The following is a 14,400-nucleotide window of genomic DNA, read 5'->3' on the forward strand; positions in this document are numbered from 1 at the left end:
CCGCCGCCAAGACAAAGGAGAGAGACGCAACATGAACGCAATTCGACCGATTCCGCACGAACGGCTGCTGCTCGAGCGGGTCCGCCGATGGGAAGACGAGTACAACCCGGAGCTCGGGCTGCTGCGCGTGCCGTTTCACAGTCCGGGCTATCATACGACGCTGCGCGGCGTGCCGTTCGTCCACGCGACGTACCCGAACCTGATCTACGCCGTCGCGCTGCTCGATACGGGGCTGGCCGAATACGAGCGGCGGGCGTTCGGCGTGATCGAGAACGTCGTCTCGCTGCAGGATACCGACCCGGGGCGCGACACGTACGGCATATGGCCGTGGTTTTACGAGGAGCCGCTCGAGCGGATGTCGCCGCCCGACTGGAACTGGGCCGACTTTTGCGGCAAGCTGCTCGTGCAGGCCGTCTCCCGGCACGGAAACCGGATACCCGCGGAGCTGGCGGAGACGGTCAAGCGGTCGATCTTCCGGGCGTGCGACGCCATCATCAAGCGGAACGTCGGTCCGTCGTATACGAACATCGCCATCATGGGCTCGTACGTCACGCTGCTCGCCGGAGAGCTGTACGGACGCGGCGATTATGCCGAGTACGGCTTGGCCCGTCTGGAGCGGTTCGCCGACTTTACCCGCCGGCTGAACGCATTCCAGGAATACAACAGCCCGACGTACGCGGTCGTGGCGATCGTCGAGCTGTCGAAGATCGCGTCCGGTACGAGGAGCGAACGGGCGCGGGAGCTGGCCGGCGAGCTGCTCGACTTGACGTGGCGCATGGTCGCCGAGCATTTCCACCCGGCGACGGGCCAATGGTCCGGGCCGCACAGCCGGTGCTACCAAACGCTGCTCGGCGACGAAGTCAAGTCGTTTTTGCAGGTCGGAACGGACGGGGCCGTCGCACTGCTGCCGGACGACCGTCTGATCTATTCCGCCGAATGGTACAAGGCGGGCATTCGCTGCCCGGACGACTATATCGGCTACTTCCTCCGGCCGGACACGCGGACGGTGCGGCAGCTGTACGTCGACGACGAGAAGAAGGGCGTACGGAAATGGGCGACGACGCACGTGACGCCGTCCTACTCGCTCGGCACGTTCAGCCGCGAAATTACGTGGAACCAATGCCGCGACCTGCTCGCCTACATCGACAACGGCGGGGAGCCCGTTTACGTGCATCTTCGCTGCTTGAGCGACGGCTACGACTTTTCGTCCGGGCTGTTCGAGAGCGTCCAGCACGAAGGCGATGCGCTGTTCGGCGTCGGCTTCTTCACGAACGGCGGCCATACGCATCCGGTGCTGGACAAAACCGGGGGAACGCTCGAGACGGGCGATTTCCGCCTCCGGTTCGAGGTCGGCGGTCGGCTCGACGGCGTCGGCTGCACGGTCGACGGCGACACCGTCTCGATCCGGATAGGACCGCGGACGATCCGCATCCGCTCGCTGTATGCGGCGTTCGTCGAGGAGGGACAGCCGTCCCCGGCGCTGCGCTGGGAGACGGTCCGTTCCGGCGACGGCACGATCGGTCTCGACTTGACGATGTACGCCGGGCCGCGGCGGACGATCGATCTGCGCCGCGTGACGAAAGCGGGCTTCGTGTTCGCGCTGTCGATGGACGGCGCTCCGCCGGCCGACGCCGCCGTCCGCGAAACGGCCGACGGCCGCGCCGAAGCCCGCTGCACGCTAGGCGGAAGCGTGGCGGCCTTGTCCGTCGCGCTGCGCCCCGACGACGTGTAGCCGTCCGTGGCGGTGGCGCCTTGCCCCCACACGCAACGCAAGCCGGTCCCCGATGGGATCGGCTTGTTCCAGCTTTTCCTTCGCCGCGTTGCCCCCTTATCCCGCCGCTCCGGTACGAACTTACATGATAAGAGGTGACGAAACGCGATGGAAACGAAACAGTGCATCTTTTGCGGCAAGATCGTACCGGTTCAGGCGAAGGGCGAGACGTACCGCTTCGTCGGCTGCCTCTGCGCGCCCGAAAGCTCCTACAAGCTGCGCGCGGACAGCTGCGACGCTTACGCCGCGCTGCCGGTCCAGACGAAGCAGCTCCTGTTCCCGATCCTGTCCGGCTACATCCGGGAATTGACCGATTGCGACGAGCCGGTTTGCCTGTCCATTGACGATGCGGAGACGATCCGCAACTCGCCGCGCGTACCGGTAACGGTCGAAGCGAAGGCGGACAAGCTGCTCCGCTTTTTTTACCGGCGCTCGGGCGGGCCGAACGAAACGATCGTCCTGCGTCAGCTGGGCGACCATTTCAATTTGACCTATTCCCCTAACCTGCAGGAGCTCGTCCATATTATCGAGAAGCTGCGGGACGAACGGCTGATCGAGCGTACCGGCTCGGCGTTCCGGCTGACGGAGAGCGGGTGGCGCGAAGCGGCCGCCAAGGCGGAAGGGAGACGGCTGAAGCGGTGCGCCGTCGTCGTCCGTCATCGCGACGGGATGCGGGGAGAATGGGCGGAGACGGTCTTTCCCCGGCTCGAGCAGTGCGGCTTTCTTCCGAGCTACGTCGAATACACCCCGACCGGCAAGCTGGGCGACGACGCCCTGCAATCGATCGCCGACAGCAAGCTGCTCATCGCCGACTTGTCCGGCGCGAGCCCTGACGCGTATTTGGCGGCGGGCTATGCGCTCGGCCTGGACGTGCCGGTCGTGTGCACGGTGCAGCGCGGCGATGCCGATCGGCTGCCCGTGCAGTCCGGCCATCTGCGGCCGATCGTATGGGAGCAAGCGGCAGGGCTCGCGGATATGCTCCAGCATCGACTGACGGCTCCTTGACGAAAACGGCGGGTTCGGGACGCGGAAGGAATTCCGCCGTTCCGGCCTGCCGTTCTTGATTTTGGACTAGGATACGATCTTCAGTCCGATCGCCGACGCGGCGATAAGACCGATGCAGAAGACGCGCCTCCACTCCTTCGGCTCGCCGAAGGCGAACATCCCGAGCAGGGTGCCGCCTGCCGTGCCGATGCCGGTCCATACCGCGTAGGACGTTCCCATCGAGATCCGGCCCATCGCCAGCGTGAGCAGCGAAAAGCTCGACAGGAAAGCGACGGCGAGCAGGGCGTACGACTTCGGGTCGCGGAACGTCGTCACCCGTTTGATGGCGAGCACGCCGAGCACCTCGAACAAGCCCGCCGCCACGAGAGCGATCCAAGCCATTACGCCTCGCCCCCCTTCGCGTCCCCGTCCGCCGTAACGAGCTTCAACCCGATCACGCCCGCCGCCAGCGTCGAGATGAACAGCAGCTTGAGCGGATGAACCGGCTCGCCGTATACGACGATTTCCGTAACGACCGTAGCGGCCGTCCCCAATCCCGCAAACACGGCGTACACCGTTCCGACCGGCAGCTTGGCGGCCGCATCGATCAATACTTTAAAGCTGGCCAATATCAAAGCAACCGTGCCGAGCCATTCCCACCATGCGGACGCATGCTTCAGTCCGGATACCCAGACGGCCTCGAAAACGCCCCCGATCAGGAGCAGCCACCATTCCTTCTTCATGCCGATGCCACCTTCTTCCCCCACTTGTGAGATACGGGCGCAAAGCGTCCATCGATCCTAATATACGGCAATCGATCCATATCGTATAATGATAGATATTGATAGGGATATCACGAAAATCGATAGGCTTGATCGATTCGCGGCACTACAGGAGGGGTATCGATGGAATTGACCGATTTGAAGGTATTCGCCGCGGTGGCGGAGGAAGGCAGCATCTCGCGCGCCGCGGAGCGGCTCGAATACGTGCAGTCGAACGTGACGGCCCGCATCCGCAAGCTGGAAAGCGAGCTGGGCGTTCCGCTGTTTCGCCGGCATCCGAAAGGAGTCGAGCTGACCGAGAAAGGAAAAGCGTTCCGCGAGTATGCGGTGCTTATCGTGAAGCTGTCGGAGGAGGCCGCGAACGCGGTCAAGGAGACGGATGTCCCGAGCGGCCCGCTCGCCGTCGGCGTCGTCGAAACGGTTACATGCGGCAATTTCATGAACGCGTTGGCCGAGTTTCAAACCCGGTATCCCGACGTTTCGCTTTCGCTCGTGACCGGCACTTCGTCGGAGCTGTTGGCGCAAGTGCTGGACCGCCGGCTGGACGGCGCCTTCGTAACGGGGGACGTCGACTCGCCGAAAATCGTTCGCGAATACATGGAGCGGGATGAAATCGTCCTCTTGTCCGGCGGCGACCCGACGGAACCCCCGGATTTGGCGAACGTCCGTTGGGCCGTTTCGCCGGTCGGCTGTCCGTTCCGTGGCGTACTGGAGCGATGGCTTCGGGAGGAGGGCGTTCCGTTCCGGAACAAAATCGAGATCGGGTCGCTGGAGACGCTTCTGAACAGCGTCAAGGCCGGGCTTGCCTGCACGGTGCAGCCGAAGTCGGTGCTGACCGGCGCTTACGACGGGCTTATCGCGTATCCGCTGCCCGAGAAGTTCCGGTATGCGGAAACGAGTCTGATTCGCCGAGACGACCCGCTGCCGAACCGGGCGTTCGCCGCGTTTGCGGTCATGGTCCGGTCGCGCGGGCTGTAGTCCTGAAAGGTTCTGGAATGGGGGGCGGCCGGCGTCAGCTGCGCCGTCCCTCGCCGGGGAGAACGAAGGATAGGAGGCAGCGCGCGCATTTCGCTTCGTTGTTCCCGATGCTTCCGCGTCCTCGTCCAATCGCACGCCCCGCTTCGTCCGCCGCCCATTTTAACGCCGCCACCGCACCAAGAAACCGCCCCGCTCATATCATAACTTTGACTGTATCCCTACACCTTGTAACATATACAAAACCCAAGCAAGGAGGGGTGGCGATATTGAAGGGCAACGACCACAAAAACAAATTTCTTCTGACCAATCGTGAGCGCGAAGTTTTTGAACTGCTCGTCCAAGACAAAACGACAAAAGACATCGCTGGTCAGCTGTTCATCAGCGAAAAGACCGTGCGAAACCATATCTCTAACGTGATGCAGAAGCTGAACGTGAAAGGTCGATCGCAGGCGGTTGTCGAGCTGATCAAGCTTGGGGAGTTGAAAATCTGACGTTTGCCGAACCCGGCATAAACCGGCCTTCTCGCCGAATCCGCGATCCAGCGGCAGCGAGGGGGTTTTTTCTTTTAAAGGAATTTTGATCAAATGGAGCTTTCCCGTAGATAGCCAAAAAACAAGCGATGCCGGAGTTCCGGACATCGCTTGTTTTATTTTTCAAACGAACATCGCATGGTTTCAAAGTCGACCTTGCACCCGGCTCTTATCATGAAATCGATGCCCAGTTGTAGCATGCTTATCCAGTAAGGCTGAAAGGGGGGCATTCTCGAAAGGCTGCAACCTTCCCGCAACCCCCGCACTCCGTGCGGCGGCGGGGAGGTTTTTTCTTTGCGTTTACTTCCCCGATCCGTTCGCCTACAATGGGGGGGACAACGCGGCTACGGGAAGGGGAACGGTCATGAGAACGCATCTGCTCGTCGCGGACGACGATCCGCACGTTCGGGAGCTGCTTCGGTTTTTGTTCGAAAAGGAAGGCTACGTCGTTTACGAGGCGGAGGACGGCGAGCAAGCGACACGCATCTTGGAGAGCGAGACGGTCCATCTGGCGATCGTCGACGTCATGATGCCGGCGAAAGACGGCTGGGAGCTGTGCGAGGACATACGCCGGGACTACGATATTCCCGTCATGCTTCTAACGGCCAAGGCGGAGCTGCGCGACAAGGAGAAGGGGTATTCGTCCGGTACGGACGATTACGTCGTCAAGCCGTTCGAGCCGAAGGAGCTGCTGTTCCGGGCGAAGGCGCTCCTGCGTCGATACCGGATGGTGTCGGCGGACGTCATTCGCCTGAACGGCACGATTATCGACCGAACCGGCTACGAGGTGAGAATCGGCGGGAAGACCCATGTCATTCCGCTCAAGGAATTCGAGCTGCTGGCGCAGCTGGCGAGCCAGCCGGGACGCATTTTTACGAGGGAACAGCTCCTTCAGCTTTTATGGGGCAACGATTACGAAGGCGGCAGCCGGACGGTCGACGTCCATATCAAACGGTTGCGGGAGCGGTTTGCCGACGAAACCGACGATTTCGTCATCACGACGGTGCGCGGGCTCGGCTACAAGCTGGAGGTGCCGGAACGGTGAGATCGCTGTACGTCCGCATCGCCCTGACCTTCATCGGCATCTCCCTGTTGAGCGGGCTGCTGGCGCTGCTCGTCGTCAACGTCTATTACACGAACAAGCTGAAGGGGTACAGCGAGCAAAAAGTGATGAAGATGGCGAAAGAGATCCGCGAGCTCCTCGAGGGCGTTCCCGAGGCGGAATGGAACGGGCAGCTGAACCGGATCGGCAGCTTGGGCTTTCAGCTCTATGTCGTCGACGACCGGCTGAAAGGCCGAATGTACGGCTCGCCGTTCAAGCACGACCGGTTCGACCCGGAGCAGGCGCGCCGGGTATTGGCGGGAGACACGTATGACGGGCTGACGGAGCAACGCCGACTGCTGAACGTATCCGGTTATTTCGAGAACAGCATCGCGAATACGGTCGGCCTGCCCGTCCATGCGGAAGGGCGCGCTTACGCGCTGTTCGTCCGGCCGGATCTGGAGCAGCAGATCGGCGAAGTGCGCATCCTGCTGGCGGTGCTGCTCGGCTCCGCGTTCGCGTTCAGCATCGGCTTCATCGTCATCTTCACGCGTCATATCGTCAAGCCGGTCCGGACGCTGACGGAAGCGACCCGGACGATTATCGAGGGGAGGTACGACATCGGGCTGGACGTGTCGCGGCGGGACGAAATCGGCAATTTGGCGCGTCATTTCTCGCAAATGGCGCAGTCGCTCAAGCGGCTGGACGACATGAGGCAGGAATTCGTCGCGAACGTCTCGCACGAGATCGGGTCGCCGCTGACGTCGATCCAAGGCTTCGCCCGGACGATTCTCGATAACGCCGTATCGCCCGAAGAGGCGCGGCGGTATTTGGAAATCGTCGAAGAGGAAAGCAAACGGCTGTCCGGCTTGAGCCGCCAGCTGCTGACACTCGCCTCCTTGGACAAAGAGACGAACGCGGTGAAGCGGACCGCGTTCCGGCTGGACGAGCAGATCCGTCATGTGCTGCTCATGACCGAATGGCAGTGGACGGACAAAGGGCTGTCCCTCGAGCCGGACTTGCCGGAAATCGTCGTCACGGCCGATCCGGAGCTGCTCGTGCAAGTATGGTTGAACCTGATGACGAACGCCATCAAATTTTCCCGTCCGGGGGGAACGATCCGCATCCGGCTGACCGTGGACGATGCCGTAACCGTGACGGTCGAGGATACGGGCATCGGCATTCCCGCCGCCGACTTGCCGCACGTGTTCGAACGGTTTTACAAGGCGGACAAAGCGAGAAACCGCTCGCGATCCGGAAGCGGCCTGGGCTTGTCGATCGCCCGAAAAATCGTGGAGCTGCACCGCGGCACGATCCGCGTCGACAGCGAGCCCGGCGCAGGCACGACGTTCACCGTCCGATTGCCCCGATCGTAATGCTCCGTTCATCGTCCGTTCACATTCCTATCCTAAAGTGGAATCCGCAAGAGACCAATGCGGAAAGGAGTGATCGGGACGATGAATCGTATTTTTCGCTACTTGGCCCGCTTGGTCGGCAGCCCGAAAGGAGCGTGGGCGGTTGTCGCTTGCTGGGCGCTGCTCGTCGCGGCGCTCGCCTCAATCGCCCCCGGGGCGAAGCCGTACGCCGTCGGCAGCGGGGAAGGCAGCGTTCGCGGCGATACGCCGGCGGCTCGGGCAGGCCGGTTGCTGAACGAGGCATTTCCGTCGGACGACGGGCCGGTCGCGCTGCTCGTCTTCCACGGACGTGCGGCCATAACGGCGGACGAACGGGCCCGAATCGCGAACGTGAGCGAGTGGCTCGCCTCCGGCGACAAGCCGGAGCATGTCGCGAGCGCCCTGCCGTTTCACCGGCTTCCCGAGAACGTGCAGGACGGCCTATTTTCCGCGGATCGCACGACCGTTTTGCTCAATGTGGCCCTGCGGCCCGACTTGGAGTCGGATGCGATCTTCGAAACACTGCAGCAAATCCGGACGTACGCCGAACAGTCGGGAATCGGAGGGCTTCGGCTTGAAATAACGGGGCCGGCCGGCATTACGGCCGATACGATTACGCTGTTCCGGAATGCGGATCTGGTTTTGCTGCTCGCAACCGTCGGACTGATCGTGGTCCTATTGATCGCCATCTACCGCTCCCCGCTGCTGGCCGTCATGCCGCTCTTCGTCGCGGGGACGGTCTATGCGACGGTCGACCGGCTGCTCGGGCTCGCCGCGAAAAACGGATGGTTTCTCGTGGACAAGCAGGCGCTGTCGATTATGACGATCCTGCTGTTCGCCGTGCTGACGGACTATTGTCTATTCGTCGTTTCCCGCTACCGGGAAGAGCTGAAGCGAATCGGCTCGCGGTTCGACGCGATGAAGGCGGCGTTTCTCCATGTCGCGGAGCCGATCCTGTTCAGCGGCGGCACCGTGCTGCTCGCGGTAACGACGCTATTCGCGGCCGTATTCGCGCCGTACCGTCATTTTGCGCCGGTGTTTGCCGTGGCGATGGCGGTTATGATGCTGGCGGGCGTGACGCTCGTCCCGGCCGTATTCGCTCTGTTGGGGCGCAAAGCGTTCTGGCCCTTCGTTCCGAAGTTGGAGGAGCGGGAAGCGAGAACGGCCGGATTTTGGACCGGAATCGGCGACGGCGTCGTGAAAAAACCGGCGGCGATCGCGGCGGTTTTGCTGATCGTCTTGATCGTGCCGTCGCTCTCGATCGGGACGATCAAACCGTCGTTCAACTTGATGAAGTCGTTTCCCGAGACGATTTCGTCCCGCCAAGGCTTCGAATTGCTGGAGGAGCGGTTCCCGCCGGGGAAGCTTGCGCCCGTATCGGTCTTGTTGATGGCGGAGACGGACATGACCGCGGATGCGGCGTTTGTCGACAAGCTGGACCGATTGGCGTCGCGGATCGGACGGGAGGCGGGCACCGTCGCGCCCGACCTTTCGGCATGGCGGTCCCGATCGGCGGAGGAGCTGCCGGACACGCTGCTTTCGACCGACAAGCGGGCCGTCAAGCTGCAAGTGACGCTGCCGATCAACCCATACGATGCGGCCGCGCTGGACTTGCTGGAATCGCTGCGGGCCGAAAGCGGCGCGATGCTGCGGGACAGCGGCTTCGATCCGTCCCGCTTCTCGCTTCATTTCGCCGGGCAGACGGCCGAGCAGCTCGACGTGCGGACGATGAATGCGCGCGACACCGTCGTCGTCTTCTCGCTGATCGCCGGTTCGATCCTCGTCATGCTCGCTTTCCAGGCGCGCGCTATTGTGCCGGCGCTCGTCATGATGGGGACGATGCTGCTGTCGTATACGGCGACGCTCGGGCTCGGCTGGACCGTGTTCCATCACCTGATGGGGCACGATTCGATCAGTTACCGGCTGCCGATGTACACGTTCGTCTTCCTCATCGCCCTCGGCGTCGATTACAACATCATGCTCGTCTCCCGGATCCGGGAAGAAGCCCGGACGCACGAGTGGAAACGGGCGATCAGCCTGGGCGTAGCCCGCACCGGCGGCGTCATTTCGTCCGCGGGTCTCCTTCTTGCGGCCACGTTCAGCGTGCTGATGACACAGCCGCTGCAGGAGCTGTTCTTGTTCGGGATGACGATGGGGATCGGCATTCTCGTCGATACGTTTCTTGTCCGGGGCGTGCTTCTGCCGGCGATTCTATCGCTGACGCCGCGACTGCGATCCGGCGCTTCGGCTGCCGCCGATCAATCATACGGGAGGTAATCTGCGATGTTCGGATTTATGCTGTTCCTGCACCTGACGGGATTGTTTCTCTGGATCGGCGCCTTGCTCGCCGTCGTCCTCGTCCTGCCGCTTATGAAAACGCAGCTCGGCTCCGGGCCGTCCAATACGCTGGCGAAGCGGTTGATTCGCGTCGCCGGCTTCGTCGCCCATCCCGGCGCGGCCGCCGTTCTCGTCAGCGGCGTCTATATGATCCTTCAGCTTGATCTCGGGAAGGACCGGCCGCTCTGGCTCGAGGTGATGGAGAAGGGCGGCGGTACGCTCATTGTGGCCGCACTCGTCGTTACGGGCGTAATGGGGAGCTCGATCAAGAAACGGCTTTCCGCCGCAGGCGCGGGGGAAGCTCCCCGCTTGACCGGTTACGTGACGACGACAGCCGCCTTTCTCGTGCTGATCGTAGCGGTCGTCTTCGTCGTAAGCATGAAACTTTGATCTCCGGCATAGGGGAGCCGGGTTCGCCCGAATCGCGAAAGGAACTCCGACTTCCGTCGTCTGTCCCGAAGAAACGGAAATCGGAGTTCCTTTCGTTTCGCGGCATGCACCTCCGAGCCCGCCTACTTGCCCAGCGACGGCTCCCCGACGATGCTTTTGTCCCCCTGGACGTAAATCCGCAGCGCCTTCGTATCTTTGACGTCGAGCTCGAGCTCGGTGATTGTCCCCGATTTGACTTTGACGTCCTTGACCGTCACGTTGTTTTCGTCGACGATTTTCACTTGCAGGTCGTCGGTCGTCAGCGAATCGGCGGCCCATATTTTCGCCTTGAATTTGCTGTATTCGAATTCGGTGGCGATCTCCATGTTGACCGAGCGGCTGCCTCCGGTCACATAGCCGTAATCGAGCACCGTGCCGTCGGCCGTCGTCAGCTCCTCGGGCGTGCGGCTCGCCAGCCGGTAAATGCTGTTGCCGTTGTAGACGAATTCCGGCGACACTTTGATGTAGCGGGTTTCGCCCTTGGCGATTTCGCCGCCCGTCTCGCCCAAATAAGCGGTCTCGGTGTTCGGATCCCACGTCACCTGGAGGCCCGACGCCTCGGCGACCGCCCGCAGCGGCAAATACGTGGAGCCTCTGTACGTAATCGGGACGAGCTTCGTCCCGTCGTCCGGGTCAACCGGCTCGAACGATTTGCCGTTCAGCACGACCTTGATGCCGGTGTTCAAATACGCCTCGATCTCCGTCAGCGTCCCCGCCCCCATCGCGTTGAAGGAAAGGCTGACGAACAGCGCCGCGCCGAGCACGGCCGTGCCCGCTCCTTTCTGGGTCCATCTCCTTTTCATGATCCATCCTCCTCATTTCGCGCCTTGCTTTTTTCTCCATAATCACGGTAATCGTAATGCAACCGGCTTCGGGGCAACAAGCTGCCTGAAACCCATCTTTCGGCGGCGCTTTCGTGACTCGGTCACGGAACGGTCATGGCATCGGGGCGATCGGAACAAGCCGGCCGCGTGATTTCAGAAAGGCTTAAGAATTGCGCCGCACTTCTGTTAAGATTTGGCGGTTATACTGGAGGAAATGACCAAAGGGGCATATTCGATGAAAAGATGGATCGCATTCTTTATTCTGATCGGCCTGGTCCTCGTGACCGGCTGCTCCGACCGGTTCGCGTTTGCTGGCAAAAGCGAGTTTTGGAGCGTCGCTTGTTCCATCTCCCCGAAGGGGAAGACATACGAAATCCGATATATCGGAGACAAAGGAAAGACCGGCAGCGTCGTTCGGTACCAGTTCGAAAACAGCGAAAATTTCAAGGACAAGGGAGAAGCGACGCCGAAGTCGGCGTCGAAGCTGGTTATCCGGGGCAGCTCGACGCTCGACAAGCCTTACGTCGTGGAAAAGGAGTTCACCCTGCGCATCCAGTGGGACGGCGGGGAGGAAGAGATTCGTCTGACGAAGGACGAATAGCGCAAGGGTGTCCCGATCGGCCGGCGGTGTTTCGTCCGCGAAGAGGATGATGTCGCGGCGAGCCGTCGATCCAACGGCTCGGACCTTGCGTACAACGCCCGCGAAGTCGTCCTCCCATTGGATTGCATCCAATAGGGAACGACCCGGGGGACGCGTACCGGCCGTCGATTGGATTTCATCCAATGGAATCGCGTGCAAGAAGCCGAAATTCGAAAATGGCGGCAATTCTATTGGATAGGTTCCAATCGAGAGCTTCTTTTGGAGTCGAAAAGAGCCGTTCGATGGACAACATCCAATGAAGCAGACCGAAAGCGGAGCAGCGTGCCGCTTGCGCGTACCCGCATGCCGCCCGATCGACGGCTGCATCAAGGGTCGTCCCTTCCGGATCGGCGCCGGCCGGGCCGGATAGATACCGGGACCTAGATCGCGGGGCGAATTGCGCAATTTTTCCGCACGATTCGAGCCATTCCCGCTTTTTTCGCGCCATTCGTTCCTGCGGCCCGGTACGGTTGGCGGTTGTTTCGCGCTGACAGGCATGGTACATTTGTAAAAACTGGACTGTCATTTCAACCGAACGCGAGGGTGCCATGAAACGGACTGTACGGAAGGCGATACTGGCGGGCGGCGTCGCGCTCGGCGCGTTGTTGGCCGCGGCGGGGCAAGCGGATGCGGAGACGTATACGGCCCGAGTGGCCGCGGATACGCTGAACGTTCGCGCGGAGCCGGCGGGTCGTGCGCGCATCGTCGGGACGCTCGGCAAAGGCGCGAGCGTAACCGTTTCCGAGGAATCGTTCGGATGGGCCAAAGTGCAGACGGGCGGCCGAACGGGCTGGGTCGCGGCCCATTATTTGGTGAAGACGGACGTCAAGCCGGAGCCGAAAGGCGGCGCCAAAGTCGCGTCGGCAGCCGCCGGCGGCGCGTCGGCCAAAACCCGGGACGGCGTCGTCACGGCGGACAAGCTGTGGCTGCGGGAAAGTCCCGGAACGGAAGGCGAAGCGAAGCGGCTGCTGACGAAAGGGACGAAGCTGAGCATTTCGGACGACCGCAACGGCTGGATGCGGGTGCGCACGGCGGACGGCGAGACCGGCTGGGTTTCGGGACGCTACGTGGACGCGTCCGGACGCGCCGCCGCCGCGGAAACGAAGCGGGCCGGAGGCGGGCTGCGAGGCAAGCTGATCGTCGTCGACCCCGGCCACGGCGGAAGCGATCCGGGTGTCATCGGGACGACGCACGGTACGGAAGAGAAGAAGATCAACTTGAGCACCGCGAATTACGTCGCCGAAGAGCTGCGCCGCGCGGGGGCGCAGGTCGCCATGACCCGGACCGGCGACAAGGAGCAGCCCGAGCTGTCCGATCGGGCGGAAGCGAGCAACAAACGGCGGGCCGACGCCTTTGTCAGCATCCACTATAACGCCTCGCCGAAAAAAGTGTCCGGCACGCTCGTCTACTTCTATTCCGAGGCGAAGGACCGGGCGCTCGCCCACAGCATCGAAGAACGTCTGGCGAAAGACGGCGTCCTGAAAAGCAACGGCATTTCGTTCGGCGATTACCACGTGCTGAGGGAGAACGACCGCCCTTCGGTGCTGCTCGAGCTCGGGTTTTTGACCGATTCCCGCGACGAGTCGATCGTGCGCAAGGACGACTACCAGCGCAAGGCGGCCGCCGCCATCGCGGCCGGACTCGCCGACTACTTTGCCGATTGATCGGCGACCGGCATGACGCCTGGCCGCAGCTCCTCCGAGCTGCGGCTTTTTTCTTGTGCCCGAACCACCCGGCGTCTTCGGCAAGCGGCCCCGCTCGCTCGCGTTTTATGCTACACTGGAAGCAGGAGAACGACCGTTACACGGACGAAGGAGGTGCCGCCATGGCGGCGTCACTCGGCTCCTACTCCCCGACGGTGGAAATCCGATACAGCGAAGGCGGGACGGGCATGTCGTTCCACTCGCACGCGCACTTCGAGCTGTATTACTTCCACGGGGGGAAGGGCCATTATTTGATCGGGGACAAAATATTCGTCCTCTCTCCCGGCGACCTGATCCTCATGCACGGCATGACGCTGCATTGCCCGAACATGGACGCCAGCGTACCGTACCGGCGGACGACCGTTCATTTCGATCCCGCCTTCGTGAAGGCGCTTGCCGACGACAAGCCGTTCGAGGTGAACGTGCTGAAGCCGTTTTACGAGCTCAAAAATTGCCGCATCCCGCTCTCGGGCGACGTGCGGCTCGAGGTGGAGGCGCTGCTCGAGAAGATGCGGAAGCTTTCGGACGATCGGGGCAAGGTGTCCCGCGACCGGATGCTGGTCGCCTTCCTGGACTTGCTGCTGATCGTCTACGACGTGTGCGAGCAATCCGCGGATTCGGCTTCCGCCTTTCCGACGGACAAGGAGAGACACGTGCAGTCGGTCGTCGACTATTTGGAGGAGCATTACCAGGAGGACGTTCATCTGGAGCATTTGGAGGAACGGCTTCACGTGAACAAATATTATTTATCCAAGCTGTTCAAGGAAGTGACCGGCGCGACGATCTTCAATTATCTATACCATCGCCGGATCAATCAGGCGAAAATCCATTTCCTGCTCGAGCGCAGCTTGTCCGTCACCGACGTCTGCTACAAGGTCGGGTTCAAGCACCCGTCGCACTTCACCCGGATGTTCAAGCAGCGGGTCGGGGTGACGCCGGAGCAGTACAAGCGTCAAGCGGCCCGTTCATGACGCCAATGACAGTCA

General features: G+C 62.0%; 14 protein-coding genes. 11 read left to right on the forward strand and 3 right to left on the reverse strand.

Going from position 1 to position 14,400, the window contains the following annotated elements; all coding sequences use genetic code 11:
- Positions 1-31: 31 nt before the first annotated feature.
- Together DLM86_RS22095 and DLM86_RS22100 are read left to right on the forward strand one after the other, a co-directional pair.
- On the forward strand, positions 32-1,732 hold the full coding sequence (locus tag DLM86_RS22095) for a hypothetical protein (RefSeq protein ID WP_110842240.1): 1,701 nt from the start codon (positions 32-34) through the stop codon (positions 1,730-1,732).
- A gap of 147 nt (positions 1,733-1,879) precedes the next feature.
- Positions 1,880-2,776, forward strand: a complete 897-nt coding sequence (locus DLM86_RS22100) for a hypothetical protein (protein WP_110842241.1) — start codon at positions 1,880-1,882, stop codon at positions 2,774-2,776.
- Between the two features lie 66 nt (positions 2,777-2,842).
- Here DLM86_RS22100 and DLM86_RS22105 read toward each other — a convergent pair whose 3' ends face one another.
- Together DLM86_RS22105 and DLM86_RS22110 are read right to left on the reverse strand one after the other, a co-directional pair.
- Positions 2,843-3,157, reverse strand: a complete 315-nt coding sequence (locus tag DLM86_RS22105) for a DMT family transporter (protein WP_110842242.1) — start codon at positions 3,155-3,157, stop codon at positions 2,843-2,845.
- Positions 3,157-3,498 (reverse strand): DMT family transporter, encoded by a 342-nt coding sequence (locus DLM86_RS22110; protein ID WP_110842243.1) that lies wholly within the window; start codon positions 3,496-3,498, stop codon positions 3,157-3,159. Before DLM86_RS22110 ends, DLM86_RS22105 begins: the two co-directional genes overlap by 1 nt.
- 162 nt (positions 3,499-3,660) lie before the next feature.
- Between DLM86_RS22110 and DLM86_RS22115 the strand changes: the two genes are divergently transcribed.
- From DLM86_RS22115 to DLM86_RS22140, 6 genes are all read left to right on the forward strand, one after another.
- Positions 3,661-4,515: a LysR family transcriptional regulator gene (locus DLM86_RS22115; RefSeq protein ID WP_110842244.1), complete on the forward strand. Its 855-nt coding sequence runs from the start codon at positions 3,661-3,663 to the stop codon at positions 4,513-4,515.
- Between the two features lie 266 nt (positions 4,516-4,781).
- A complete protein-coding gene (locus DLM86_RS22120) occupies positions 4,782-5,006 on the forward strand; it encodes a helix-turn-helix domain-containing protein (protein ID WP_138877617.1) in 225 nt (74 codons plus the stop codon).
- A 403-nt stretch (positions 5,007-5,409) separates the two neighbouring features.
- On the forward strand, positions 5,410-6,090 hold the full coding sequence (locus tag DLM86_RS22125; protein WP_110842246.1) for a response regulator transcription factor: 681 nt from the start codon (positions 5,410-5,412) through the stop codon (positions 6,088-6,090).
- Positions 6,087-7,463: a sensor histidine kinase gene (locus tag DLM86_RS22130; RefSeq protein ID WP_110842247.1), complete on the forward strand. Its 1,377-nt coding sequence runs from the start codon at positions 6,087-6,089 to the stop codon at positions 7,461-7,463. Before DLM86_RS22125 ends, DLM86_RS22130 begins: the two co-directional genes overlap by 4 nt.
- An 81-nt stretch (positions 7,464-7,544) precedes the next feature.
- Positions 7,545-9,758 carry an MMPL family transporter gene (locus DLM86_RS22135; RefSeq protein ID WP_110842248.1) on the forward strand — a complete coding sequence of 738 codons (2,214 nt, stop codon included), beginning with the start codon at positions 7,545-7,547 and terminating at the stop codon, positions 9,756-9,758.
- Between the two features lie 6 nt (positions 9,759-9,764).
- Positions 9,765-10,208, forward strand: a complete 444-nt coding sequence (locus DLM86_RS22140) for a hypothetical protein (RefSeq protein WP_110842249.1) — start codon at positions 9,765-9,767, stop codon at positions 10,206-10,208.
- Positions 10,209-10,330: 122 nt separating this feature from the next.
- Here DLM86_RS22140 and DLM86_RS22145 read toward each other — a convergent pair whose 3' ends face one another.
- Positions 10,331-11,050 (reverse strand): stalk domain-containing protein, encoded by a 720-nt coding sequence (locus DLM86_RS22145; protein WP_110842250.1) that lies wholly within the window; start codon positions 11,048-11,050, stop codon positions 10,331-10,333.
- A gap of 256 nt (positions 11,051-11,306) precedes the next feature.
- On the opposite strand from DLM86_RS22145, the gene DLM86_RS22150 reads away from it, so the two are divergent.
- The 3 genes from DLM86_RS22150 (at position 11,307) to DLM86_RS22160 (ending at position 14,385) form a co-directional block, all read left to right on the forward strand.
- Positions 11,307-11,672 (forward strand): hypothetical protein, encoded by a 366-nt coding sequence (locus tag DLM86_RS22150; protein WP_110842251.1) that lies wholly within the window; start codon positions 11,307-11,309, stop codon positions 11,670-11,672.
- Between the two features lie 587 nt (positions 11,673-12,259).
- Entirely contained in the window at positions 12,260-13,375 is a 1,116-nt protein-coding gene (locus tag DLM86_RS22155) for an N-acetylmuramoyl-L-alanine amidase family protein (protein WP_110842252.1), read from the forward strand.
- A gap of 161 nt (positions 13,376-13,536) precedes the next feature.
- The gene (locus DLM86_RS22160) at positions 13,537-14,385 is read left to right on the forward strand and encodes an AraC family transcriptional regulator (protein ID WP_245954818.1); all 849 of its coding nucleotides are present in this window, start codon (positions 13,537-13,539) and stop codon (positions 14,383-14,385) included.
- Positions 14,386-14,400 lie beyond the last annotated feature (15 nt).

Source organism: Paenibacillus flagellatus, from assembly GCF_003217775.1.
Classification (GTDB): Bacteria; Bacillota; Bacilli; order Paenibacillales; family NBRC-103111; genus Paenibacillus_AB; species Paenibacillus_AB flagellatus.

Bases quoted from the DNA above. Each gene is read 5' to 3' on its own strand.
- DLM86_RS22095 (WP_110842240.1), top strand. From the start codon at position 32: ATGAACGCAATTCGACCGATTCCGCACGAACGGCTGCTGCTCGAGCGG.
- DLM86_RS22100 (WP_110842241.1), top strand. From the start codon at position 1,880: ATGGAAACGAAACAGTGCATCTTTTGCGGCAAGATCGTACCGGTTCAG.
- DLM86_RS22105 (WP_110842242.1), bottom strand. From the start codon at position 3,157: ATGGCTTGGATCGCTCTCGTGGCGGCGGGCTTGTTCGAGGTGCTCGGC.
- DLM86_RS22110 (WP_110842243.1), bottom strand. From the start codon at position 3,498: ATGAAGAAGGAATGGTGGCTGCTCCTGATCGGGGGCGTTTTCGAGGCC.
- DLM86_RS22115 (WP_110842244.1), top strand. From the start codon at position 3,661: ATGGAATTGACCGATTTGAAGGTATTCGCCGCGGTGGCGGAGGAAGGC.
- DLM86_RS22125 (WP_110842246.1), top strand. From the start codon at position 5,410: ATGAGAACGCATCTGCTCGTCGCGGACGACGATCCGCACGTTCGGGAG.
- DLM86_RS22135 (WP_110842248.1), top strand. From the start codon at position 7,545: ATGAATCGTATTTTTCGCTACTTGGCCCGCTTGGTCGGCAGCCCGAAA.
- DLM86_RS22140 (WP_110842249.1), top strand. From the start codon at position 9,765: ATGTTCGGATTTATGCTGTTCCTGCACCTGACGGGATTGTTTCTCTGG.
- DLM86_RS22145 (WP_110842250.1), bottom strand. From the start codon at position 11,050: ATGAAAAGGAGATGGACCCAGAAAGGAGCGGGCACGGCCGTGCTCGGC.
- DLM86_RS22150 (WP_110842251.1), top strand. From the start codon at position 11,307: ATGAAAAGATGGATCGCATTCTTTATTCTGATCGGCCTGGTCCTCGTG.
- DLM86_RS22155 (WP_110842252.1), top strand. From the start codon at position 12,260: ATGAAACGGACTGTACGGAAGGCGATACTGGCGGGCGGCGTCGCGCTC.
- DLM86_RS22160 (WP_245954818.1), top strand. From the start codon at position 13,537: ATGGCGGCGTCACTCGGCTCCTACTCCCCGACGGTGGAAATCCGATAC.